The sequence below is a fragment of the Novosphingobium rhizovicinum genome (genome assembly GCF_040813635.1).
Classification (GTDB): domain Bacteria; phylum Pseudomonadota; class Alphaproteobacteria; order Sphingomonadales; family Sphingomonadaceae; genus Novosphingobium; species Novosphingobium rhizovicinum.
Genome location: NZ_JBFNXR010000052.1, coordinates 118932 through 140940 on the forward strand (window position 1 = coordinate 118932; position 22009 = coordinate 140940).

16 protein-coding genes are annotated in these 22009 nt (G+C 63.5%); 7 read left to right on the forward strand and 9 right to left on the reverse strand.

Translation table 11 applies throughout. The annotated features are described in order from the left end of the window. The first annotated feature begins 41 nt into the window (after nucleotides 1–41). The 4 genes from katG to ABUH87_RS14860 all read left to right on the forward strand — a co-directional run bounded on the left by katG (nucleotide 42) and on the right by ABUH87_RS14860 (nucleotide 6710). Nucleotides 42–2300, forward strand: coding sequence for a catalase/peroxidase HPI (katG, locus tag ABUH87_RS14845; RefSeq protein WP_367774861.1), 2259 nt, complete (start codon nucleotides 42–44; stop codon nucleotides 2298–2300). Nucleotides 2301–2459: 159 nt separating this feature from the next. After that, nucleotides 2460–4151: an ATP-binding cassette domain-containing protein gene (locus ABUH87_RS14850; protein WP_367774862.1), complete on the forward strand. Its 1692-nt coding sequence runs from the start codon at nucleotides 2460–2462 to the stop codon at nucleotides 4149–4151. Continuing rightward, nucleotides 4135–5220: an efflux RND transporter periplasmic adaptor subunit gene (locus ABUH87_RS14855; protein ID WP_367774863.1), complete on the forward strand. Its 1086-nt coding sequence runs from the start codon at nucleotides 4135–4137 to the stop codon at nucleotides 5218–5220. The genes ABUH87_RS14850 and ABUH87_RS14855 overlap by 17 nt, the downstream gene beginning before the upstream one ends. Before the next feature lie 32 nt (nucleotides 5221–5252). After that, complete coding sequence (locus ABUH87_RS14860; RefSeq protein WP_367774864.1) at nucleotides 5253–6710, forward strand: TolC family protein; 1458 nt, start codon at nucleotides 5253–5255, stop codon at nucleotides 6708–6710. A gap of 80 nt (nucleotides 6711–6790) precedes the next feature. On the opposite strand, the gene ABUH87_RS14865 is transcribed toward ABUH87_RS14860, so the two are convergent. The 6 genes from ABUH87_RS14865 to ABUH87_RS14890 all read right to left on the reverse strand — a co-directional run bounded on the left by ABUH87_RS14865 (nucleotide 6791) and on the right by ABUH87_RS14890 (nucleotide 12564). Next, the gene (locus ABUH87_RS14865) at nucleotides 6791–8089 is read right to left on the reverse strand and encodes a sulfotransferase (RefSeq protein WP_367774865.1); all 1299 of its coding nucleotides are present in this window, start codon (nucleotides 8087–8089) and stop codon (nucleotides 6791–6793) included. Nucleotides 8090–8443: 354 nt separating this feature from the next. Then, on the reverse strand, nucleotides 8444–8752 hold the full coding sequence (locus ABUH87_RS14870; RefSeq protein WP_367774866.1) for a DUF1330 domain-containing protein: 309 nt from the start codon (nucleotides 8750–8752) through the stop codon (nucleotides 8444–8446). Nucleotides 8753–8881: 129 nt separating this feature from the next. After that, on the reverse strand, nucleotides 8882–9766 hold the full coding sequence (locus tag ABUH87_RS14875) for an LLM class F420-dependent oxidoreductase (protein ID WP_367774867.1): 885 nt from the start codon (nucleotides 9764–9766) through the stop codon (nucleotides 8882–8884). A gap of 176 nt (nucleotides 9767–9942) precedes the next feature. Next, nucleotides 9943–10758 (reverse strand): SDR family NAD(P)-dependent oxidoreductase, encoded by an 816-nt coding sequence (locus tag ABUH87_RS14880; protein ID WP_367774868.1) that lies wholly within the window; start codon nucleotides 10756–10758, stop codon nucleotides 9943–9945. A 106-nt stretch (nucleotides 10759–10864) separates the two neighbouring features. Then, nucleotides 10865–11437: a VOC family protein gene (locus tag ABUH87_RS14885; protein WP_367774869.1), complete on the reverse strand. Its 573-nt coding sequence runs from the start codon at nucleotides 11435–11437 to the stop codon at nucleotides 10865–10867. 206 nt (nucleotides 11438–11643) lie between these two features. Next, nucleotides 11644–12564: a LysR family transcriptional regulator gene (locus tag ABUH87_RS14890; RefSeq protein ID WP_367774870.1), complete on the reverse strand. Its 921-nt coding sequence runs from the start codon at nucleotides 12562–12564 to the stop codon at nucleotides 11644–11646. 110 nt (nucleotides 12565–12674) lie between these two features. On the opposite strand from ABUH87_RS14890, the gene ABUH87_RS14895 reads away from it, so the two are divergent. The 3 genes from ABUH87_RS14895 (at nucleotide 12675) to ABUH87_RS14905 (ending at nucleotide 16474) form a co-directional block, all read left to right on the forward strand. Then, a complete protein-coding gene (locus tag ABUH87_RS14895; RefSeq protein ID WP_367774872.1) occupies nucleotides 12675–12911 on the forward strand; it encodes a hypothetical protein in 237 nt (78 codons plus the stop codon). Between the two features lie 77 nt (nucleotides 12912–12988). Then, nucleotides 12989–14137, forward strand: a complete 1149-nt coding sequence (locus ABUH87_RS14900) for a sulfotransferase family protein (RefSeq protein ID WP_367774873.1) — start codon at nucleotides 12989–12991, stop codon at nucleotides 14135–14137. Between the two features lie 213 nt (nucleotides 14138–14350). Continuing rightward, entirely contained in the window at nucleotides 14351–16474 is a 2124-nt protein-coding gene (locus ABUH87_RS14905; RefSeq protein WP_367774874.1) for a M3 family metallopeptidase, read from the forward strand. A gap of 49 nt (nucleotides 16475–16523) precedes the next feature. On the opposite strand, the gene ABUH87_RS14910 is transcribed toward ABUH87_RS14905, so the two are convergent. The 3 genes from ABUH87_RS14910 to ABUH87_RS14920 are packed head-to-tail and all read right to left on the reverse strand — an operon-like array spanning nucleotide 16524 to nucleotide 22007. Continuing rightward, a complete protein-coding gene (locus tag ABUH87_RS14910; RefSeq protein ID WP_367774875.1) occupies nucleotides 16524–17324 on the reverse strand; it encodes a prolipoprotein diacylglyceryl transferase family protein in 801 nt (266 codons plus the stop codon). A 50-nt stretch (nucleotides 17325–17374) separates the two neighbouring features. Further along, on the reverse strand, nucleotides 17375–18808 hold the full coding sequence (locus ABUH87_RS14915) for an efflux transporter outer membrane subunit (protein WP_367774876.1): 1434 nt from the start codon (nucleotides 18806–18808) through the stop codon (nucleotides 17375–17377). Continuing rightward, nucleotides 18801–22007, reverse strand: a complete 3207-nt coding sequence (locus ABUH87_RS14920) for a multidrug efflux RND transporter permease subunit (RefSeq protein WP_367774878.1) — start codon at nucleotides 22005–22007, stop codon at nucleotides 18801–18803. Before ABUH87_RS14920 ends, ABUH87_RS14915 begins: the two co-directional genes overlap by 8 nt. Nucleotides 22008–22009 lie beyond the last annotated feature (2 nt).

Here is a 22009-nt window from a genome sequence, read left to right on the forward strand (position 1 = left end):
GCGCCGCATACGCTCGCATATCGAAACAGGAGGAAGCACCCATGTTAAAGTCAGCAGTATCGCTGATGGCGATAGCCGCCGTCGGCCTTTCATCAGTCGCCTATGCCCAAGGCCCGTCAGAGCCCAAGCCGCCGTTGAAGGCGGAAGAGGCATCGGTCCCGATCGACAAGCCTGGCGCGACGAACGACTGGTGGCCCCGCACTCTCGACCTGACGGCCCTGCGCCAGCATGAAACCCAGGCCAATCCGTACGGCGCGGACTTCGATTATGCGAAGGAGTTCGCCACGCTCGACATCGAAGCGGTGAAGGCTGATATCCGAAAGGTGCTCACCACCTCGCAGCCCTGGTGGCCGGCTGACTACGGGCACTACGGTCCCTTCTTCATCCGGATGGCGTGGCACGGCGCCGGAACTTACCGCACCTGGGACGGTCGCGGCGGTGCAGATGGCGGCGAACAGCGCTTCGAGCCGCTCAACAGCTGGCCCGACAACGTCAGCCTCGACAAGGCCCGCCGGCTGGTCTGGCCGATCAAGCAGAAGTACGGCCGCAAGCTCTCGTGGGGCGACCTGATGGTCCTGACCGGCAACGTCTCCATGGAGGACATGGGCTTCAAGACGCTCGGCTTTGCGGGCGGCCGCGTCGATGCCTGGCAGCCGGACGTCGTGTTCTGGGGACCTGAAGCCAAGATGCTCGGCGATCAGCGCCGCGACGGCAAGGGCAACCTGAAGGGCCCGCTGGCGGCCACGCAGATGGGTCTCATCTACGTCAACCCGGAGGGCCCCAACGGCAACCCCGACCCGCTCGCCGCTGCAGCCGACATTCGCCGCGCCTTCAGCGCAATGGCCATGGACGATGAAGAGACCGCTGCCCTGATCGCTGGAGGCCACACCTTCGGCAAGGCGCACGGCGCTCACAAGGTCGAGGAATGCGTCGCGGGCGACCCTGGCGTTTCGTCCATCGAACAGCAGGGGCTTGGCTGGGCCAACAAGTGCGGCAAGGGCCACTCGGAAGACACGATCACCAGCGGCCTGGAAGGCGCGTGGTCGGCCAATCCGATCGCCTTCACCACGCAGTTCCTGGACAACCTCTACGGGTTCGAGTGGGAGAAGCACAAGAGCCCGGCCGGCGGCTGGCAGTGGCGGCCCACCGACGCCTCGGCAGCGAGCCTCGTCCCTGACGCTCACGTCAAGGGCAAGACCCACGCGCCGATGATGTTCACCACCGACATCGCGCTTCGTGAGGATCCGGGCTTTCGCAAGATCACGACGCGCTGGCGCGAGGACCCGCAAGAGTTCGCCAACGCCTTCGCCCGCGCATGGTTCAAGCTCACGCACCGCGATCTTGGCGGCCAGGCCCGTTATCTCGGCAACGACGCGCCTAGCCAGAGCTTCCTCTGGCAGGATCCGCTTCCCCAGGCCGATTACGCGATGATCGATGCGGGTGACGTGGCACAGCTGAAGTCGCAGCTGCTGGGCGCCGGGCTCTCGACCAGCGAGATGGTTCGGGCCGCCTGGGCCTCGGCATCGACCTGGCGCCAGACGGACATGCGCGGCGGCGCCAACGGCGCACGCCTAAGCCTCGATCCACAGCGCAACTGGGCCGTCAACGACCCGGCTGAACTGAAGAAGGTACTGGCAGCCTACACGCGCATCCAGAACGGTTTCAACAAGGGTCGCAGCGACGGCAAGAAGGTGTCGCTGGCCGATCTCATCGTTCTGGGTGGCAACGCGGCTGTCGAGCAGGCAGCACAGCGTGCCGGTCGGAAGGTGACGGTGCCGTTCACTGCGGGGCGCGTCGATGCCACGCAGGCGCAGACCGACGTGACGTCCTTCTCCTACCTGGAGCCGAAGGCAGACGGGTTCCGCAACTACTACAATCCGGCGAAGGCGGACTTCGGACCCGCTGAATCGCTGGTCGACAAGGCGGACCTGCTCGGGCTGACAGTTCCGGAGATGGCGGTGCTGGTGGGCGGCATGCGCGCGCTCGATGCCAACTCCGGAAAAGCAAGGCACGGCGTCCTGACCGACCGTCCGGGTACGCTGTCCAACGACTTCTTCGTCAACCTGCTGTCGATGGATACCGCCTGGTCGAAGTCGAACCGGGGACCGGGCCTGTACGAGGGCAAGGACCGGAAGACCGGCGCCGTGAAGTGGACGGCGACGCCCGTAGACCTGGTGTTCGGCTCGAACTCCGAACTGCGCGCGGTGGCCGAAGTCTATGCTTCGGACGATGCAGATCAGATGTTCACCGACCACTTCGTCCGCGCTTGGGCGAAAGTCATGGACGGCGATCGTCTCTGATCGAAAGCTCCTGTTTGTGACGGAGGCGGCGGAGCTTGGCTCCGCCGCCTCTTTCGTTTCTGCCAGGTTGCCGGTTTACGACTGTTCTTACGGGCAAGGCGGCTTCGGTTGTCATCCCAAGGGCAGGCACTATTAAGGGCTGCACGGCAGGAGACGGGTGTGGCCGCACGACGAGCGGGTTTTCGAGATGCAACAGTGTGGCTGGCAGAAATCGTCGGGCCGGACGCAGCCTATGTCAGGCTGGGCCTGGTCTATACGGTCGCGATTACGTTGCTGGCGCTGGCGACTCCCATCTCAGTGCAAGTCCTCATCAACAGCGTGGCTTATACGGCTGCGCCAACCCAGCTATGGACCCTCGCCGCCGTCCTCCTCATCCTCCTGCTGATCGTCGCGGGACTGAGCGCGCTGCGCGTCTGGGTCATGGCTCTTTTCGAACGACGGGTGTTCGCCCGGGTCGTGGCAGAGATCACCGTCCGGGCCGTTTACGCGCAGAACCCGTTCTTCGGCGACGAACGACGCACCGACCTGTTCAACCGGTACTTCGACCTGACCGTCGTGCAAAAGGCAGTGCCGAGCCTGGTTATCGGGGCCTTCACGATCCTGCTCCAGAGCGCGGTCGCGCTGGCCATTACGAGCTTCTACCACCCGTTCTTCCTGGCCTTCAATGCCATCCTGCTTCTGCTGCTGCTCATGGTCTGGCTGGTCTGGCGACGTGGAGCCATCACCGGCGCAGTAGCGCTCAGCCACGCCAAGCATGATACGGCCCGCTGGCTCGAAAGCGTCGGCAGTTCCAACGGCTTTTACAAGTCGAGCCGACACCTCAGCTTTGCCATGGATCGCTCCGAGGCGATGACCGAAGGCTACGTTGACGCGCATTGTCGGTACTTCCGCTACAGCTTCGCCCAGACGCTCTCGTTCCTGCTGATCTATGCCGTGGCCAGCGCCGCGCTGCTGGCACTGGGAGGCAATCTGATCCTGTCGGGGCAGTTGTCGATCGGGCAACTCGTCGCGGCAGAGCTGATCCTGTCGGGCGTGTTCTATGGCATATCCCAACTCGGCTGGTACCTCGACACGCTGTATGACCTGACTGCATCGTGTGAGGAGCTCTCACTGCTATTTGCCATCCCGCAGGAGCCGGTCGTGACGACCGGGCAAGGGCCCAAGGATGGCGCGGTCCGCCTGCGCGACGTGCGGATGCATGATGCGTGCTTCGATTTCGAACTGCGCTCGGGCGAGCGTCTCGTGGCCGCTGCGGAGCCCGGGGTGGAGCGCATGCTGACGATGCTGCTCAAGCGGCACGTCGCGCCCGACCGGGGCCTGGTGTCTGTGGGGGGAGCGGACCTCGGGTCCCTTGACATGTATCTGCTGCGCTCGGCCATCACCGTGCTCGATCGGCCCACAATCGTCGAGGTGACGATCCGCGAGTACCTCGCCCTCGCCGCGCCGGGCGCCTCTGCGGACGTCATGCTGGATGTGCTGGACCTGGTTGGTCTGGGCCAGCGGGTCGCCACCCTGCCGGCCGGATTGGACACGACCCTGGCGTCATCGGGCTGGCCGCTCACCATTGCCGAGGTGATGGAACTGAAGCTGGCCAATGCCCTGCTCAGCCGCCCGCGCGTCCTGATGCTGTCGCCCCTGTTCGACGTGATGCGTGTAGAGCGTCTGCGCCGCGTGCTCGATGGCTTGCGTGAAGCGGGGACCACGGTGCTTCTGTGCACTGGCCGTCCGGAAGCCATCGAACTTGATGGCTGGTTCTGGCTTGGCCGACAAAGCCAGCGCCGACTGGGAAGCCTGAAGGAGCTGCAGGAACTGCTCGACGGACGGGAGGCGGGCCATGCCAAGCCGGCCTGAGCACCTGTCGCACTTCCACACCCTGCGCAGTCTTCGGCCCCCGCGCGCTGCTCAGACGCTGGCCTGGCTTGTGGCGGCGGGCGTGGCGGCGGGCATCGCACTCCTGCTTCTCACACCTTGGGTGCAGACCGCGCAAGGCCAGGGAGAGGTCATCGCGCTGGACCCGGACGATCAGGCCCAGGCCGTCACCGCTTTGGTGCCGGGGCGCGTGGAGCAGTGGTACGTTCAAGACGGTCAGGCGGTCGAGCGCAATGACCCGATCGCCCGAGTGGTGGACGTCGATCCCAATCTCCTTGCACGCCTGGCTGCCGAGCGCGACCAGGTAGAAGCGGAGATCGCCGCGGTGCGTCAGGCGCAGGCGGTGGCGGAAATCGACGTGGCCCGTACCGGCCAACTTCTCGCAGAGGGGCTGGCCGCCCGCCGCGACTTCGAGCAGGCGCAGATCAAGGTCGCAGAGACGGCGGCGAAGCTTGCGGAGTCCAGGGCGAAACTCAACCGGATCGATGTTCAGTTGAACCGCCAGTCTGCGCAAGTGGTGCGTGCTCCGCGTGACGGGAGAATACAGCAGCTCAACGCCACGGCCGCCGGCGGTCTGGTCTCGGCAGGCACTGTGCTGGCCGTGGTTGCGCCGGAGCGTGTCGAACGGGCAGTCGAGCTGTACATCGACGGTCGCGACATTCCGCTGGTACGGCCCGGCAGCCCGGTGCGGCTGGAGTTTGAAAGTTGGCCCGCGATCCAGTTCAGCGGCTGGCCTGCTATCGCCCAGGGCCTGTTCGACGGGCGAGTGCGGATGATCGATCCCGCCGCAACGCCGACCGGGATGTTCCGCGTGCTGGTTGAGCCCGTGCCGGGTGGCACCGGGTGGCCGGATCGCCGTTTCGTGCGGCTCGGAAGCAAGGTGCGTGGCTGGGTGCAGGGTCAGACAGTGTCCGCCGGTTACGAGCTGTGGCGCCTGCTCAACGACTTTCCGCTGGATTTTGGCGAGAGCTCGGCGCCGGGCGCGCAAAAGGAAGGAGCGGTCCAGAAGGACGATCGTGAGGCGGCGCTCAAGGCCGGCAAGGCCAAGTGAGCACCCTTCCCGCCCCGAGAGGCGCTCTGCTGATGCTTGCGGCTGCAAGCCTGCTCCCGGCAGCGCCAGCCTTCGCCCAATATGGCCCCGTCGTCACGTCGGGCCGACCATACGCGGCGGCGGACCCCCAAAGCGCCGAGCCGCTGACCTTGACGGAGGTTCTGCGCGTCTCTGCCGCCTCCGCGCCTCAGATCGTGGAGGCACTGGCTCGCATCCGGCAGGCCGAGGGCCGCGCGCTCTCCGCCGAGGGTGCGTTCGACACCGTATTTGATGTCGATGGCCGCACCCGTGCGCTCGGTTATTACGACGGCAGCGCACTCGACGCCAAGGTGAGGCAGCCTCTCACCGAGAATGGCGGCTACCTGTATGGCGGGTACCGAGTCTCGCGTGGGTCGTTTCCGATCTACGAGGATGAGTACTACACCAACCGTCTGGGCGAACTTAAAGTCGGCGGCTTGTACTCGTTGCTGCGCGACAGGCTTGTGGACGAAAGGCGGACCCGGCGCACTCTTGCCGCCGCCGACCTCGACATCGCCCGCTTCGAGGCACAGGCGACGGCAATCGGCGTTCAACGCCGGGCCATGGACGCCTATCAGACGTGGGTGGCCGCCGGGCTGCGCCTGCGGGCCTATCGCGGCCTCCTCGAACTGGCTGAGAGCCGGCGCGCAGGCATCAGCCGACAGGTCGAGCTTGGCGCCAAGCCTGAGATACTGCTGACCGAGAACGAACAGAACCTCGTGCGACGGCGCGCTCTGGTTCTTCGAGCTGAGCAGGAGTTTGAAAGCGCGGCCAACAGCCTGTCGCTGTATTACCGTGACGCATCGGGCCAGCCTGTGGTCGTCAGCCCGCGTCGTCTTCCAAAAGACGCCGATGCGGCACTTGCCGGTCCGCCAGTGGAGATCCTGGGGCCAGCGGCCATGGCCCGGCCCGATCTGCAGACGATGCTCGCCCGTATCGATCAATCGATGGCCAAGCTCGCGCTTGCCCGGAACGACCTGCTCCCCAAGCTGGATCTGCGGGCTGAGGTCGGCAAAGACATAGGGGACGAAGGGCTCGGCGGCAGGAGCCGGACGCCCTTTGAGACGGTGGTCGGCTTCAGGTTTTCGGTGCCGCTGCAGAACCGGACTGCAAAGGGCAAGATCGACGAAGCACGAGCGGAAATCGACGCCCTGAACGCACGGGCGCGGTTCCTTCGTGACCAGATCGCGGTGGAAGTCGAAGGCATCACCATAGCCGTCGATGCAGCCGAGCGGCTGGCGCAAGCCGCAGCGCAAGAGCAGCAACTGGCGGAACGCCTGGCCGAGGGGGAGCGTCGGCGATTTGCGCTGGGCTCAAGCGACTTCTTCCTCGTCAACCAGCGCGAGGAAACCGCCACCGATGCGCAGGTACGGCTGATCGATGCCCAGGCGCGGATCGCCGCTGCTCGCTCGGAACTGGCGGCTGCTACCGCTGATCAGGAGGCGCTGGGGCTGACGCTAGAGGAGAATTGAAGATCAGGAGGCAGGCTGCGGGATGTGCCGTTCGCTGCCTTGGAGCAAACCGCGTGGCCGGTTCCGCACGAACCTGCACCTTATGGCAGCACCGTCGCACCGTGCGGGGCCACACGCGGGCGATCTACAAGCTCGACATCTCTGTGGCTGAGGCCGAACTCCTCAAGCGTGTAGCGGTGCTGCGCCAGCTTGCGCTGGTCTGTGTCCGCCAGATAACGCGCCATTCTCCGTTCCACGTCGGGAAGGAGCGGCATGTCCAATGCCCGGTAGACCCTGGTCATGGCAGCGCGCCAGTCGGCTCCGATTTCGTCGAAGGCGATGTCCACTTGTGGAACCTCGCTTCTTGCCCTTGCTTGGGCTGTGCGCCGTTGCCGGAGCGCCACCTTGCGCAGCCACTCCCTCCCGATCCACCCAGGGTCCACGCTGTTTGACTGCAGTTGCATCTGATTGCGCACGAGGGACGATGAGGATGCAACAAGCGCGCTGGCAGGACGATCCAGGCACACCAGGCGCGCATCCGGGAACGTGGCGAGCACCGCATCGAGATCCTGTGTCAGCTGGGGAAGCTTGAGCACCCAGGGACGATGGGTGCGCTCGCGCCGGAGCCAGGCGACGGTTTGCAGCAGGCGCCTGAACTCGGCGTAGATCGGCCGGGTGTCCATGGCTTCGCACGCTGCGGCGAAGCTGGGAATACGCCACTGGGCTTCGAACGCGGAACCGAAGATCGAGATGTTGTGAAGTCCAATCTCCTCGTCCGCTTGCGTGGTGCCAGTCGGATGAAGCGTATCGAACTGCGGATTGAGCCATCGGGCCATCCGAAGACCGACCCAGGCCCGCAGCAGCCGGTCATCGACCCGGCGCATGCGCGGCTTGAGAGGCAGTGGATTCCAGCTCTCGAAGAAGCGCATGTGAGTAAGCCGGGGATCGCAGGCGAGCAACCTCTGCATACGCGTGCTGCCTGACCGCATCTGCCCGAGCACGATGATCGGGGCCGCAAACGGCTGCGAAAGGATCTCTGGATGGCGCTCCCACAGGGCATGCATGCGCGCGCGATCCGCAAGTGCCGAAACGAGCTGGCCGTAAGCGATGACTGTCCCGAGCGGCGACAGCCGTGCCTCCCCGTGGAGCGCATGGACAAGGCAGTCGAGACGTTCGCGCCAGCCAGCCTCGTCGCCAAAGACGTTCAAGCCGGTGCGTTTCCGGGCAACCGAGATCATGGCGTCCGGCTCAAGGACGGGTCGGGAGAGCCATCCTCGCTGCCATGCCCGTTCCAGTGCGGTGCTGATGCGCCCCAGCCGGCGATCGTCCGATGAAGCGTGGTGACGTGGTGGTGAAAGGCCGCCAGGAACTGGAACGGCCGGCTGAACGGTTGGCGGCATCGCCCTCAAACACCCATGGTGGAGGTTTGTGCCTCCTTTACCGCGTCTTCTCCCATCGGCATGGGATCATCGGTGTGGCCACAGCTGTCAAGTTCAATAAGCCGAGGCCCTGCGGGTGGCGCTCATGGGCGAACAATCTGCGCAAGCGACAAGGTTTATGTCGAGATTACCAGCATCGCGTGCGCCGATGGACCGTTGGTATTGCTGCGAGGCGGTACACTAAACATCGGGGCCGGCGGATACTGGGCTTTGACATCCACCCTGCTTCGAAACATCTTGCCCTGAAGCGTTAGAGCATGCCCCGGCACCGTCGGCGCATGCCCTTCGCGTCTGAGCTGCGACGTCCTCAGATGCTCATCCGGGTAACCCCTCGACGATCACCACGCGCCAGTCGGCGGCTTCCTTGCGGTAGGCCAGGGCCTCTTGATAGGCCGGGCTGTCGTACCAGGCGCGGGCATCTTCGACGGTCGGGAACTGGAGTACGACGATGCCGTCCGGGTTCTCTCCCTCTACAGCTTCCGATGCGCCGTAGACCACCAAGGGGCGGATGCCGAACTGCTGCTGGAAGGCGGCGGCGCTGTCGCGGTTCCTGCGAGAGTATTCCTCGATCGCGCCCTGATCCCGAACCGGGCTTTCGCGATAGACGATGATATAGGCTGGCATTGCTCTCTCCTCAGTGCGCTCCGATATTCGCGCTGTCGTTCTGACCGGGTGAAGTCAGGCTATCGGACCTTCGCCGATGAGCACAGCGCCTGACCGATTTGCATCGCTCGTCCCGAAACTCGCTTTAGATCAGCCTTCGTCCAGCATGCGCTTGACGTCGGCGACGTAATCGATGTGCGCGTCGATATCGCCGCCCAAACCCTTGTTCATGGATGGAACGCATCCGTGCGTGCCGCCCGCGTCGCGCCAGCGCCGAAGGTGGTCGACCGCCTCTTGCTTGTCGCGCGCGAACAGCGCCAACAGCTCGCGTCCGAAGGAAGCCTCGTCCTTCCCGAGCTCGCGCAAGTGATGCTGTACCCGGCTCCACTGCTCCAGGGCGCCTTCACCGGGCGCCGCGAAAATGAACCCGTCACCCAGCCGGGCGCCGCGCTCGTAGGCTGGTTCGCTGTGGCCGCCGAGCCAGAGGGGGATCTGCCGGCGCGGACGCGGGTTGATACCGGCACGGTCGATGCGATCGAACTGGCCCTCAAAGGTCAGTACCGGCGTCGCCCAGAGCTGGCGCAAAAAGTCGATCTGCTCCTCGACCCGCCGCGCACGTGTCTTGAAGTTCTGGCCAAGCGCCTCGAACTCCACGTAATTCCACCCGATGCCAACGCCCAACCGCAACCGCTCGCGCGAGAGCAGATCGACGTCCGCCGCCTGTTGGGCGACCAGAGCCGTCTGCCGCTGCGGCAGCACCAGCACGCCGGTCGAAAACTCCAGCTTGCTGGTGATGGCAGCCGCAAATCCGAACAAGACAAACGGATCGTGGAAGGTATCCTTGTCTGTGTAAGGTCCGGTCAGCTTTGGCTCGCGGCCTTCGTGGGGGCACTTGACGACGTGGTCGTAGGCCATGAGGTGCGCGTAGCCCATGTCCTCGACAGCAAGGCAGAACTTGCGGATCGCATCGGGATCTCCGGCGACCTCGGTCGTCGGATAAGCAACGCCAATCTGCATGTTCTCAGTCCTCTCCAAGCCCGAATCCTCACCCCGCCTTATCTCAGGCTACCTATATACTTCCAAGACAATGTGGGCCGTCGGGCATAGCTTCAGCCTATACCCTAGCTAAGACCGTCGCTTGCGTCGGGCGCGCATTGCTGAAGACACCTTTTCTCGAAGAGCCGCGGCACCTCGTCCCTCAGGAACCGACGTTATAGCAGCGAGCCGCCGTCGACCGGATAGATCTGTCCGGTGATAAAGCTTGCTCTCCCAGAAGCGAGGAAGGCCACCAGTCCGGAGACTTCCTCAGGCGTCGCGAAGGGTTTCCCAACGAACGTGCGACGTTGGCGGATCGCCTGATCCTCCTCGTTGATGGTCGAGGCATGCTTGGCGAAGAAGTCGTTCTCGGGATTGAAGCGGCTGCCCTTGCTGAAGGCGGCAGGATCAGTGGCGAATGTCGCGTAGGGCGCCACCGCATTGACCCGCACGCCGTGCTGCCCGACCTCTTTTGCCAACACAGCCGTAAAGCTGTGCACGGCCCCTTTCATGGCGGAATAGACCGGCAGCATGTAGTCGCCGACCAGCCCCGCCGTCGATCCGATGTTCACGATAGACCCGCTCTTGCGTTGGATCATCGTCGGCAGAACAGCATGCGTCATTCGCAGCACCGTCCCGAAGTTCAGATCGATGTCCTCGTCCCACTTCTGAGGGTCCGAGTCCGCGAACAGGCCCTGATCGACATTGCCGCCCAGGCAGTTCACCAGGACTTCAACAGGCCCCTGCTTTTCTGCTTCGGACAAGATCAGCGCCGGGGCCGACCGGTCGAGAAGGTCCGCCTTGACGAATGTTGCGGAGCTTGCACCGCGCTCACGCGCTGCTTCCACAAGCTTGGCCCCCGCCTCCTCGTCGCGCCCCACGGCGATCAGCTTCACACCTTCGGATGCAAGTTCAAGTGAGATGCCGCGCCCAATATTGGCCGTTGCAGCTGTGACGATGGCCACCCGCCCGGAAAGATCCAAGTCCAACATTTCCTCCTCATGAAATTAGTGACGATCGCAGTCCGCGTACCGCGACCCTCACCGATGCACGATCAGGCCATTCCTGTTCGCGCAGACCGCGACGAGCGCCGCAATGTCATCGGGGTGCCTCTGCCAAGGCCGCGGCCATGAGCGGGCGCGCGTCTCTGATCGGATCGCGACCATCCCAGTTGGCAGCCGCCTCACGCATCGCATCGAACCAGCCATCGAAGAGGCCGGGCCTGAGGAACTGGTAAAGCACCGGGTTGTCGATGCCATCAGGCTCACAATAAATCTCGATGGACCAGTCGCTTCCAGGCTCCCGCAGATCCTGGACGATGGTGAAGGGCGTGCCTTCATCCGCGAGCATGGCCAGCGTCTTGTCGAAATCGTCCGAGTAGTAGGCGATGTGGTGCAGTCCACCCGTGGGATTGCGTTCCAGGAACTCGCCGTACGTGGACTTCTGCTCGCCAATGGGCGTGATGATCTCGAAGCAGGTATCGCCAGTGTAGACAAAACCGATCTTGATGCGGAGATGATGCTCCTCCCCGCGAAAGATGCTCATCCCGCTGGTCTCTTCGCCCATCACAAAGAACGGCCCCATGCCCGCCGCTGCGAAGCGCGCCAACGCCAGATCGAAGTCCGGATAGACATAACATTGATGCACGGGTTTCCCGAAAAGCCTGCTCATATCGCCATCTCCCCTTCGCCTTGCGACTATGTCGTCATGGGCTTGAACGGCCTGCGCATGTCGTCCCCGAGTCTGTTCACTGCCGTTGGTTCACCTTTCCGGGTGCGACATTCCGATCGGCCTCCCTTTCCTTGAGCGTGTGACCGCCGCTCGTCCAATGAATAGGGAAACCGGCATTGATGAATGCAACGCATAAGCGATATCCATCAAGGTTGAGGTGACGGTACAGCCTGCGCAACTTCCTCGATGCGTTTACGGAATGCCCCTTCGATCTCCACGACAGTTGGGGACAACGTGCGGCGAACAAGCGAATATCGAAAGACTTCGGTCGCGCGCTCTTCAAGTTCTTCGGGCAAGGGCAACTGTGCCAGAACGCCATTCACGATGTCTTCGGCCACCACGTAGGAACAGGTCAGCCAAATGGCGTCCGTCTCCTTGACGAGCGAACGCGCTGCGGCCAGATCGCCGATGAATTGCATGCTCGCAGCAAGCCGCGCCCGGACAGTGGCCGCGGTTTGGCTGCTGACCTCTGTCTTGTTCGAGACGAGGAGGGGGAAGTCCCTCCTGCCACTGCCTTCCCGCAACAGCGGATGATCCTGACGAACGATCAGGCTGACGGGGAAGTGGCCGAGCGATTCCCGTTTCACCGGCATGCTTGCTGGTATCGGCCAGACCGAGCTCCACTCTGCGCAGACCATGAACTCGATCTCACCCATCGCGAGTTGCAGCCATAAGTGTTCGGGTTCGGCAACGATCACTTCGTGGGCGAATTCGGGCATCTCGCGCAGCCGTGGGGCGAGCGCGGGCAACAGGACAGCTGCAGGCACCGCCGGCAGGCCGAAGCGGGTCCGCCCCTCCTCACCCCTGGCGACAAAGCCCACTTGATGCTCAAAGTCCGTTGCGCTTATCAGTAGCGCCTCAGCCTTTTCGACAATCCAGCGCCCCTGCTCCGTCAGCATGACGCCGGCACGGTCGCGATCGAACAACCGCACGTCCAGCTCTCGTTCGAGCGACTGGATCGCACGGCTCAAGGCCGATTGGGAGAGGCCCAGATCCTCGGCCGCGCGAGAGTAGCTAAGACGCTTGGCCAGGACGACGAGATAACGCAGTCGGCGCAATTCCAGCATATGCACTCCACGCATTACAGCAGTGATGCGTATTCATTGGACGCTTGAATTTGTGAATGCAACCTAGCCTCAAAAGCGGATGGAGATCTGCGCAGGGGAGAGGAGCAAACATGGCGGAATATCCGCATCTGCTGTCGCCAGGGCGCATTGGCCCGCGCGAACTGAAGAACCGGCTTTGCCGGACGACTATGGGCAAGAACCTCTCCATCCACAACGGCGCAATTGGCGAGCAGAGCGTCGAGCGAAGGCGCAGGTTGCCCGCAAGGGTGGCGACGGTCACACCCGCAGCAAGGCAAGTCATCCTGCGCGAACCGCGCAGAACGCTGCTGAAGCGCCCAGTCCGGTAGCTCTTCAGCGCCGAATTCCTCTTCATTCCGCGATGGACGCGGACACGCACCCGACTTTCGATAAAGAAGGAACAAGCATGACTGTGGACGACATCATTTCCGCCGCGCAAGCCAGGACGGGCCTGACCGACATCGGTGACCGTTCGGTTCTGGAAGGCTTGGAAAAGCTGCTGCACGCCTACGAAACCGAGGCCAAGTTCACCGAACAAGGCCGTCAGATGGCCTATAATGACCTTGTCACGTGCATGTCATCGCGCATGCAGATCGAGGACTGGCTGGCACGGCATCCTGAACTTCTGTCCCGCCCTGTCGAAAAGCCGATGTTCGTGTTCGGCCTGCCTCGCACCGGCACGACACTGATGATCAATCTGCTTGCCTCGGACCCGGCACGGCGCAGCTTCCTGCGCTGGGAGATTTACGAGCCCATTCCGCCTGCGCGCCCGGAAGAACTGCACGCCGGACGGCGTTACGAGGAAAGGCAGGCGATCTGCGAGATGGCGCTGGAGCACGTGCCCCAGATTGCCGCGATCCACATGGAGTTTGCCGACAGCCCGACCGAGTGCCAGTTCCTCATGACCCCCAGCTTCTGCTCTCAGGTCTATGAAGCACTCGCAGAGATTCCATCCTATAGGCAGTGGTTTCTGCACGAAGCGGATTACCTGCCGGCCTTCCGTTTTCACAAGCGCACGCTGCAGGCGTTACAACACTACACCGGTGGGCGCTGGACGCTGAAGAACCCTTGGCATCCGCTGTTCCTGGATCCGCTGACCGAGGTCTACCCCGATGCGCAGCTGGTGATGACGCACCGCGATCCCGCTGAGGTCGTCGGTTCTTGTTGTAGTCTGCTCAAGTACTCCCGCCAGGTCTATTCCGACGATATCGACCTTCAGGCAATCGGACGCGATCTTCTGGACACCTTCCGGATCATGGTCGACCGGCAAAGGGCATTCCGCGAAAAGCATGGGCGCAATGCAATCCATGACGTCCAGTACGTGGACACGGTTCGCGATCCGATCGGCACCGTGCGCAAGATCTACGAAGCCTTCGACGAGGAACTGACCCCCGCCGCACTGGACGCAATGAACACCTACATGGCCGAAAATCCCAAAGGCAAACACGGCAAGCACGAGTACTCGCTTGCCGACTACGGTCTCTCGACCGGACAAGTACGGGAAGCGTTCAGCGACTACATCGAAGAGTTCGACATTCTCATCAAGGAGCATTGAGGCGGGCGATCGAGCGAGAGGCCGTGCCCTGCGGAGAGGGCAAACGGCCTCACTTCTTCTCGTTCGCTGCGCCGTCATTGCCGTAGGGTCCGCTTCCGGGGGCCGGAGCGGACCATGCATCGTGCTTGTTCCGCCAGGCGAACCGGCCCCTGGCGGACTTTACTCTCCTGTTTCAGGACTTATGTTAGCGTGCTGAAAAATCTGGAGTTGTTAGTGAAATCTCCCCTCATTGCCGCCGCTCTTGTTTCCCTGATGTCCTCATCCGCATTTGCCCAGCCTGCCACTCCCGCTTCGCAGGTGCTTACCGCCAATCCGCTGCTGGCACGCTGGACCGGCCCCTACGGAGGGGTTCCGCCCTGGGATAAAGTAAAGCCTGAGCTTTTCCCTCACGCGCTGGCTACGGCACTGGATGAGCGGCGGCAGGAGTATGACAGGATTTCTCAGAACCCCGCTGCTCCCACCTTCGCGAACACTTTCGTTCCGATGCAGAACGCCGGTGAACGGCTGTCGCGCGTGTTGACCTTGTTCTACGTCATGAAGAGCAACATGAACACGCCTGCATATCAGGCGCTCGACAGCGAGTGGTCGCCAAAGCTCGCGGCTGCTCAGGACGAGATCACCTTCAACCCCAAGCTCTTCCAGCGCATCGAAGCGATCTATCAGGCGCGCGACAGGAGCGGCCTCGATGCGCAGCAAAAGCGTCTCGTCACCCGCACGTATGACTCCTATGTGCGGCAAGGCGCCAAGCTGGATGCTGAGCAGAAGGCTGAACTTTCGCGCATCAACCAGCAACTCGCGGCGTCCTTCTCCGAGTTTTCCAAGAAGCTGCTGGCGGACGAAGGCACCGCGATCCTCGTCACCGACGAGGCACAGCTCGCAGGCGTGCCCGATAGCGTGAAGGCCGTCGCCAAGGCAGCGGCGCAGCAGCGCGGAGAGCAAGGCTGGGCTATCGTCAACACGCGCTCTGCCGTCGATCCGGTGCTGACTTTCGCAAGCGACAGGAACCTTCGCGAGAAAGTCTGGCGTGCTTACGTCAATCGCGGCGACAATGGCGATGCGAACGATACCAATGCCACGATCGCACGCATCGTAAAGCTGCGCGCGGACCGTGCCCACTTGCTCGGATTCGCGAACCATGCCGAGTGGCGGATGCAGGACACGATGGCGAAGACGCCTGCCGCAGCTACGGACCTGATGATGCGCGTGTGGCCTGCGGCCCGCGCCCGCGTGGCCGAGGAAGTACGCGATATGCAGGCCATCGCCGACAAAGAGGGCGCCGCCCTTCGCATCGAACCGTGGGACTACCGCTATTATCAGGAGAAGGTGCGCAAGAGCCGCTTCGACCTCGATCAGGCGGAACTGAAGCCCTACTTTGAGCTGAACAACATCATCCAGGGTTCGCTTTGGGCTGCAAACCAGCTTTACGGCCTCAACTTCAAGGAGATCACGGGCGCGGTTCCGGTGTTCGAGCCGAACATGCGCGTCTGGCACGTCACGGACCGGAATGGCCAGGAAGTGGGGCTATTCTATCGCGACGATTTCGCCCGGACCGGTAAACGTTCAGGGGCATGGGCCAACACCTATCGCAGCCAGCGCGACCTGCCGCCCGCCAAGACGGTTCTGTCGTCGAACAACAACAACTTCGCCAAGGGCGCGCCCGGTGAGCCTGTGCTCATCAGCCTCGACGATGCGGAGACGCTGTTCCACGAATTCGGCCACGCGATCCATGCCATGCTACAGGATGTCACCTACCCGGATCTGGCAGGCACGCCGCGCGATTTCGTCGAGTTCCCGAGCCAGGTGAACGAGCACTGGCTCCTCACCCGCGAAGTGCTCGACAAGTTCGCGCGTCATTACAAGACGGGCGAGCCGATGCCTCAGGCCTTGCTGGACAAGGTGAAGGCGGCCGAGACCTTCAACCAGGGGTTCGCCACGGCAGAATACCTCTCCTCCGCCATCGTGGACATGAAGCTGCACACATTGGCTGATGGCGTGGTGGATCCGGACGCTTTCGAGAAGACGGCGCTGGCGGAGATCGGCATGCCGAAGGAGCTGGTGATGCGGCACCGCCTGCCGCAGTTCAACCACCTGTTCTCGTCGGACAGCTATTCCGCTGGCTACTATAGCTACCTGTGGTCAGAGACGATGGACGCCGATACCTTCGCCGCATTTGAGGAAGCGGGTGGCCCCTGGGACAAGCAGACGGCAGAGCGCTTCGCCACGATCCTGCTTTCCACCGGTAATGAGACAGATCGTGCCGAGGCCTATCGCGCGTTCCGTGGCCGCGACCCGGATGTGCGTGCGCTTCTGGAGCAGCGGGGCTTTCCCACGAACTAACGCCTGGCTCCGGCAGGGGCTTTCGGATCGGAGGTGCGGTAGTCCTACGCTACCGCGCCTCCAGCTCCGAGATGCCGGTTAGCAGGCCAGCGCGGGAAATCTCGCCCACGTGTGTCTCGACGATCCGCCCTTGCCCGTCCACGAACAGAGTGGTCGGCAGGCCGCCCGCCGCGACTCTCTGCGCGAGGTCGGCGCCGCTATCCAGCAAGATGGCATCAGTGGGAATGCCGCGGCCCAGCATGTGGTTGCGCACCACCTCGGCAGGCTCTCCCTGATTGACGAGGATAACAGGCACGGTGCTGCTGCTGGCGATGTCAGCCAGCATCGGCAGCTCGCGACGACAGGGCGGGCACCATGTTGCCCAAAGATTGATGACCATCGGCCGCCCTGCCATGTTCTCCATGTCGAAGGGCCGGCCATCGATCATCGTCATCGGCGGCAGACCGGGGAGCGGTCGCGGCTCGGGCCTAAGCAAAGCAGACCCTGTGAACCACAACACCCCTGCTACGGCCAGCGCCCCCAGCGCCTGCCCCATGGCGCGACGCGGGCGGAGGCGCCAAGCTATGACGATAGCAGCCGCCAGCAATCCGGCGGGCGCGGAAAACCCGCCCTGCCAGACCGCAAGGATGGAGTACGGATCGCTGGCATAGGCGTCATGGTGCTGAGCCACGTAGACCAATCGCGCCGCAACGATGCCTGCTCCGACCGCCAGCGCCGCCACCCCTGCATAGTCTCCGCGCGTGCGTGCCATTATGCGTTCCAGGGCCATGACGAAGCCCATGATAAGGCCGACAGCCAGTAGGCGATCCGACGCCAAGGCAAGCGGACCAAGCTGCACAACTTCGTTCATGTCGGCACTCTAGTGGCTTTTGATCAGGGCGTCTGTCTGTTTGCAGCGGGCTACTCTGCCGGGCTGACCGGAGGCTCCAAACCGCCACCCAGCGCGGTGTAGAGCGTCACCGCATTCTGAAGCTCCGTCGCGCGCAACTGGATCAGCGCCTGTTCCGCTGCGAACAGGTTGCGCTCAGCGTCGAGCACTTCGAGGTAGATCGCGATCCCGTTTTCATAGCGTAGCCCTGCTGTGCGGGCCAGGCGCCGCTGCGCCTCCAGAGTGCGCGTCTGGCTCTCGATCTGCTCGGCCAGGCGCTGCCGCGCGACGAGCGCATCGGCAACCTCGCGGAAAGCGCCCTGCACGGTACGCTGGTAGGCGGCCGCCAGTTCCTCGGCCCGCGCACGATTGACCTCCAGCTGGCCTTCACGGCGTCCCCAGTCGAAGATGGGGAGGGCGCCCGCACCGCCGAAGCTCCACGACCTGTTGCCACTGTTGAAAAGGGCATCGAGGCTATTGCTGGCAAAGCCGAACAATCCCGTGAGAGAGATCGAGGGGAAGAACGCAGCGCGCGCGGCGCCGATATCGGCATTGGCGGCACGCAGATTGTATTCGGCTTCGAGCACATCGGGACGGCGCGTCAGCAGATCGGATGGAAGACCCGGCGCAATCGGTACAAGCTGAGCCGAAAGCGAGGCCGGAGGCGGCAGGGGTTCCGTTACAGGCCCGCCCGTGAGGACATCGAGCAGGTTGCGCGACTGCTCCGTTTGCAGTTGGATCTGTGCCAGTTCCGTCTCGGCCTGCGTGAGCAGCAGCACGCTCTGGTCGTAATCGACCGTCGAGGTAACGCCCGCATCGAGCCGGAGGTTGGCGATCCGCACGCCTTCGCGGCGCCCTTCGAGGCTACGTTCGGCAAGGCGGATGCGTTCTTCGCCCGCGCGGATATCGAAGTAGGCCGCGGCCACTTGCGCGATGAGGGAGAGGCGGAACGCCCTCGCCCCTTCTACCGAAGCCAGCCAGCGTTGACGCTGCGCCTCGCTCAGGTTGCGCACGCGTCCCCACAGGTCGAGCTCAAACGCGCTGACGCCGACGTTCGCTGAGAACTGGTTGAAGGTGACGCCATCGGGCGCTCCCTCTGGCAGGGCCGCGCCGCTGGCTCCCAAAGCCGAGAGGGGCTGCCGCGCCCGTGTACCGCTGGTGTTGGCGTCTACCGTTGGCAGGCGATCAGCGGCCTGAATGCGATATTGCGCCCGTGCCTGCTCTATTCGGGCGTACGCCTGAGCAAGATCGCGGTTTCGTTCAAGCGCGGTCTGCACCAGCTCCTGCAAGCGCGCGTCGCGGAAGAAGGCCTGCCATGACAGCTCGCTGGCAAGCGCCACCGCCTGTCCCTCGGGAGGGCTCGTCTTGGGGTAGGCAGGAGCTATCGGGGGCGGCGGACGATCGAACGCCGGCGCAAGGTTGCAGCCGCCCAGCACCATGCAAGCGAGGATTGCCGCCTTACGCATGCGCGTTTCCTTCGATTGCCGACACATCTTCATGGTTCGCCAGCCAGCGCGCATCCTCGCCCTCGGGGTCCTTGCGCTTGCTTAGATAGCGCCGCGTCAGGCTGTAGAAGACCGGAGTGAAGAAGATGCCCAGCGCGGTCGCCGCGATCATCCCGCCCATCACGCCGGTGCCGACCGCGTGCCTGCTGGCAGCACCGGCACCGGAGGCGATGACCAGCGGCACCATGCCGAGAATGAAAGCGAGGCTGGTCATCAGGATCGGACGCAGGCGCTGGCGGGATGCTTCGAGCGTCGCCTCGTCCGGCGACTTGCCACTGTCCTCGTCCTCAAGCGCAAACTCCACGATCAGGATCGCATTCTTCGCGGCGAGGCCGATGATCGTGATAAGGCCGATGTTGAAATAGACGTCCGCGGAAAGGCCGCGAAGCGCAGTGAACAGGACGGCTCCGAGAATGCCGAACGGAACCACCAGCAGCACCGAGAGCGGGATGCCCCAGCTGTTGTAGAGCGCCGCCAGCAGGAGGAAGACAACGACGACGCTGAGACCAAGGAGCAGTCCGATCTGTCCGCCCGCCTGCTTTTCCTCGAAGGCGGTGCCGGTCCATTCGAAAGCGAAGTCTCCGCCCTTCAGTTCTTCGCGCGCGATCCGCTCCATCGCGTCCAGTGCGGCGCCAGAGGACTCGCCCGGAGCAGCCGCACCCGAAATCGTAAGCGAAGGATAGCCGTTGTAGCGTTCCAGCTGGATCGGGCCGGATCTCCACGATGAGCGTGCGAACGCGCTAAATGGAACCATCTGCCCGTTCGCATTGCGGACCTGCAGCGCCATGATGTCCTCTGGCGTCATGCGCGCGCTGGGCTCGGCCTGCAGGTAGACACGCAGCGTATTGCCGTCCTGCGTGAAGTCGTTGGCATAGGAAGAACCGAAGGCGATCGCGAGCGTCTGGTTCACGGCATTGATGGACAGACCCATCGCCCGCGCTTTCACCCGGTCGATATCCACGAACAACTCGGGTGCGTCACCCTGGCCGTCCGCCCGGACTTGCGCCAACAACGGCTCCTGGGCCGCACGGGCCAGAATGGCGTTACGCGCGGCAATCAAACCTTCCCGATTGTCACCGCTGCGATCTTCGACCTTCATCGAAAAGCCGGTGGCGTTGCCCAGCGCCTGTATGGGTGGCGGAGACAAGGCGAACACCGTCGCGCCCGTCAGTCCATGCGCGAACCTTTGCAGGTCTCCGACAAATGTCTGCACCTGATCGGCTTCGGATGTCCGCTCACCCCATGGCTTCAGGTCGACGAACGAAAGCGCCGCGCTCTGGCTCTGCCCATAGAAGTTGAAGCCGATCAGGGACATGACATTGCGAACCTGAGGCTTGCTGGCGAGAAAGGCTTCTGTCTCGGTCACCACAGCCTCGGTGCGCTCCATCGTCGCTCCCACCGGGGCCTCGTAGTTGACCATGAAATAGCCTTGGTCCTCCTGCGGCAGGAAGCCGCCCGGCAGCCGCGTGAACAGCAGAGCTGTGATGACGACCATCACGGCAAACACCGCCATCCAGCGCATCGGTGCGCGCATCATCCGCCCGACCGTGTGCGAATAGCGCGTCGTGGTCCGAGCGAAACGGTCGTTGAACCAGGCGAAGAAGCGCTGCGGCCAGCCACGAATGCCCGGCCGCGGCTCGCGGTGCTCGGGCGTGTGGGCCTCCTCCTTCAGTAAAGTGGCGCACAAGGCGGGGGTGAGCGTGAGCGCCAGCACTGCCGAGAAGAAGATCGAAACTGCGAGCGTCACGGAAAACTGGCGATAGATTCCGCCGGTCGAGCCGGGAAAGAACGCCATCGGCACGAACACGGCGATCAGCACCAGCGTGATGCCGATGATGGCGCCGCGGATCTGCCCCATCGCCTTGATCGTGGCCAGGCGCGGCGGAAGACCCTCTTCCGACATGATGCGCTCCACGTTCTCGACCACCACGATCGCATCGTCGACGAGAATGCCGATGGCGACCACCATCGCGAAAAGCGAGAGCGTGTTGATGGAATAGCCGAACAGATACAGCCCAAGGCACGCGCCAAGCAGCGCGATCGGGACGACCACGGCGGGGATCAGCGTGGCTCGCCAGTTCTGCAGAAACAGGAACATCACGAGGAACACCAGCACCATCGCCTCGACCAGAGTGTGAATGACGCTGTCGATGGAGGCGTTGATGAAGGGCGTGCTGTCGAATGCCACTTTCCAGCTGAGCGCCGGCGGGAACGCACTCTGCAGTTCCGCCATCCGCTCGCGCACAAGGTTGGCGGTTTCGACGGCGTTGGCTCCAGAGGCGAGCTGGATGCCCAGCCCGGCGATTTCATCGCCGTTCAGCCGCGCCTTGAACGTGTAGCTTTCAGCGCCCAGCTCGACGCGCGCGACGTCGCTTAGGCGCACGGTCGATCCGCCCTGGTCGGACTTGACGATGATCTCTTCGAACTGCGCGGCTTTGGAGAAACGGTTCTGAGTAACGATCTTCGCCGTGAACTCCGTCTCGCGGGCGATCGGCTGCTCTCCCAGGCCACCGCCAGCGGTCTGACTGTTCTGCTCCTGAACGGCGGCCAAAACCTCGCCAGGCGTGAGCGAGTAACCCGCAAGCTTCGCCGGATCGAGCCAGATGCGCATGGCGTACTGCGATCCGAACAGCTGAACATCGCCTACGCCCGGAATGCGGCGCAGCTCGTTGACGATGTTGTTGCTGGTGTAGTTGCCCACCTGAAGCGGCGTCATCGAACCATCGGTGGAGAGTACCGCCAAGACCATCAGGAAGCCCGAAGTACTGTCGGTAATCTGGATGCCGAGCTGCCGAACCGCCTCCGGAAGGCGCGGTTCGGCGCGATTGAGGCGATCCTGCACCTCGCTTCGCGCCACATTGATGTCCGTGCCGGATTCGAAGGTGACGGTGATCTGGCCCGTTCCGTTGGAGCGGCTGCTCGACGACATGTAGAGAAAGCCGTCGAGGCCATTCATCTCCCGCTCGATGACCGAAGTCACGTTCCTGTCGAGCGTCTCGGCGTCCGCGCCGGTGTAATTGTAACTGAGGTTGAGCGCTGGCGGAGCGACTGAAGGATATTGCTCGACCGGCAGGCTGATCAGCGAGATCAATCCGCCCAGAGCAACGAAAGCAGCGATGACCCAGCCGAAGACTGGCCTATAGACGAAAAAGCGGTTCATCG

Bases quoted from the DNA above. Each gene is read 5' to 3' on its own strand.
- katG (WP_367774861.1), top strand. From the start codon at position 42: ATGTTAAAGTCAGCAGTATCGCTGATGGCGATAGCCGCCGTCGGCCTT.
- ABUH87_RS14855 (WP_367774863.1), top strand. From the start codon at position 4,135: ATGCCAAGCCGGCCTGAGCACCTGTCGCACTTCCACACCCTGCGCAGT.
- ABUH87_RS14860 (WP_367774864.1), top strand. From the start codon at position 5,253: ATGCTTGCGGCTGCAAGCCTGCTCCCGGCAGCGCCAGCCTTCGCCCAA.
- ABUH87_RS14865 (WP_367774865.1), bottom strand. From the start codon at position 8,089: ATGCCGCCAACCGTTCAGCCGGCCGTTCCAGTTCCTGGCGGCCTTTCA.
- ABUH87_RS14870 (WP_367774866.1), bottom strand. From the start codon at position 8,752: ATGCCAGCCTATATCATCGTCTATCGCGAAAGCCCGGTTCGGGATCAG.
- ABUH87_RS14880 (WP_367774868.1), bottom strand. From the start codon at position 10,758: ATGTTGGACTTGGATCTTTCCGGGCGGGTGGCCATCGTCACAGCTGCA.
- ABUH87_RS14885 (WP_367774869.1), bottom strand. From the start codon at position 11,437: ATGAGCAGGCTTTTCGGGAAACCCGTGCATCAATGTTATGTCTATCCG.
- ABUH87_RS14890 (WP_367774870.1), bottom strand. From the start codon at position 12,564: ATGCTGGAATTGCGCCGACTGCGTTATCTCGTCGTCCTGGCCAAGCGT.
- ABUH87_RS14895 (WP_367774872.1), top strand. From the start codon at position 12,675: ATGGCGGAATATCCGCATCTGCTGTCGCCAGGGCGCATTGGCCCGCGC.
- ABUH87_RS14900 (WP_367774873.1), top strand. From the start codon at position 12,989: ATGACTGTGGACGACATCATTTCCGCCGCGCAAGCCAGGACGGGCCTG.
- ABUH87_RS14910 (WP_367774875.1), bottom strand. From the start codon at position 17,324: ATGAACGAAGTTGTGCAGCTTGGTCCGCTTGCCTTGGCGTCGGATCGC.
- ABUH87_RS14915 (WP_367774876.1), bottom strand. From the start codon at position 18,808: ATGCGTAAGGCGGCAATCCTCGCTTGCATGGTGCTGGGCGGCTGCAAC.
- ABUH87_RS14920 (WP_367774878.1), bottom strand. From the start codon at position 22,007: ATGAACCGCTTTTTCGTCTATAGGCCAGTCTTCGGCTGGGTCATCGCT.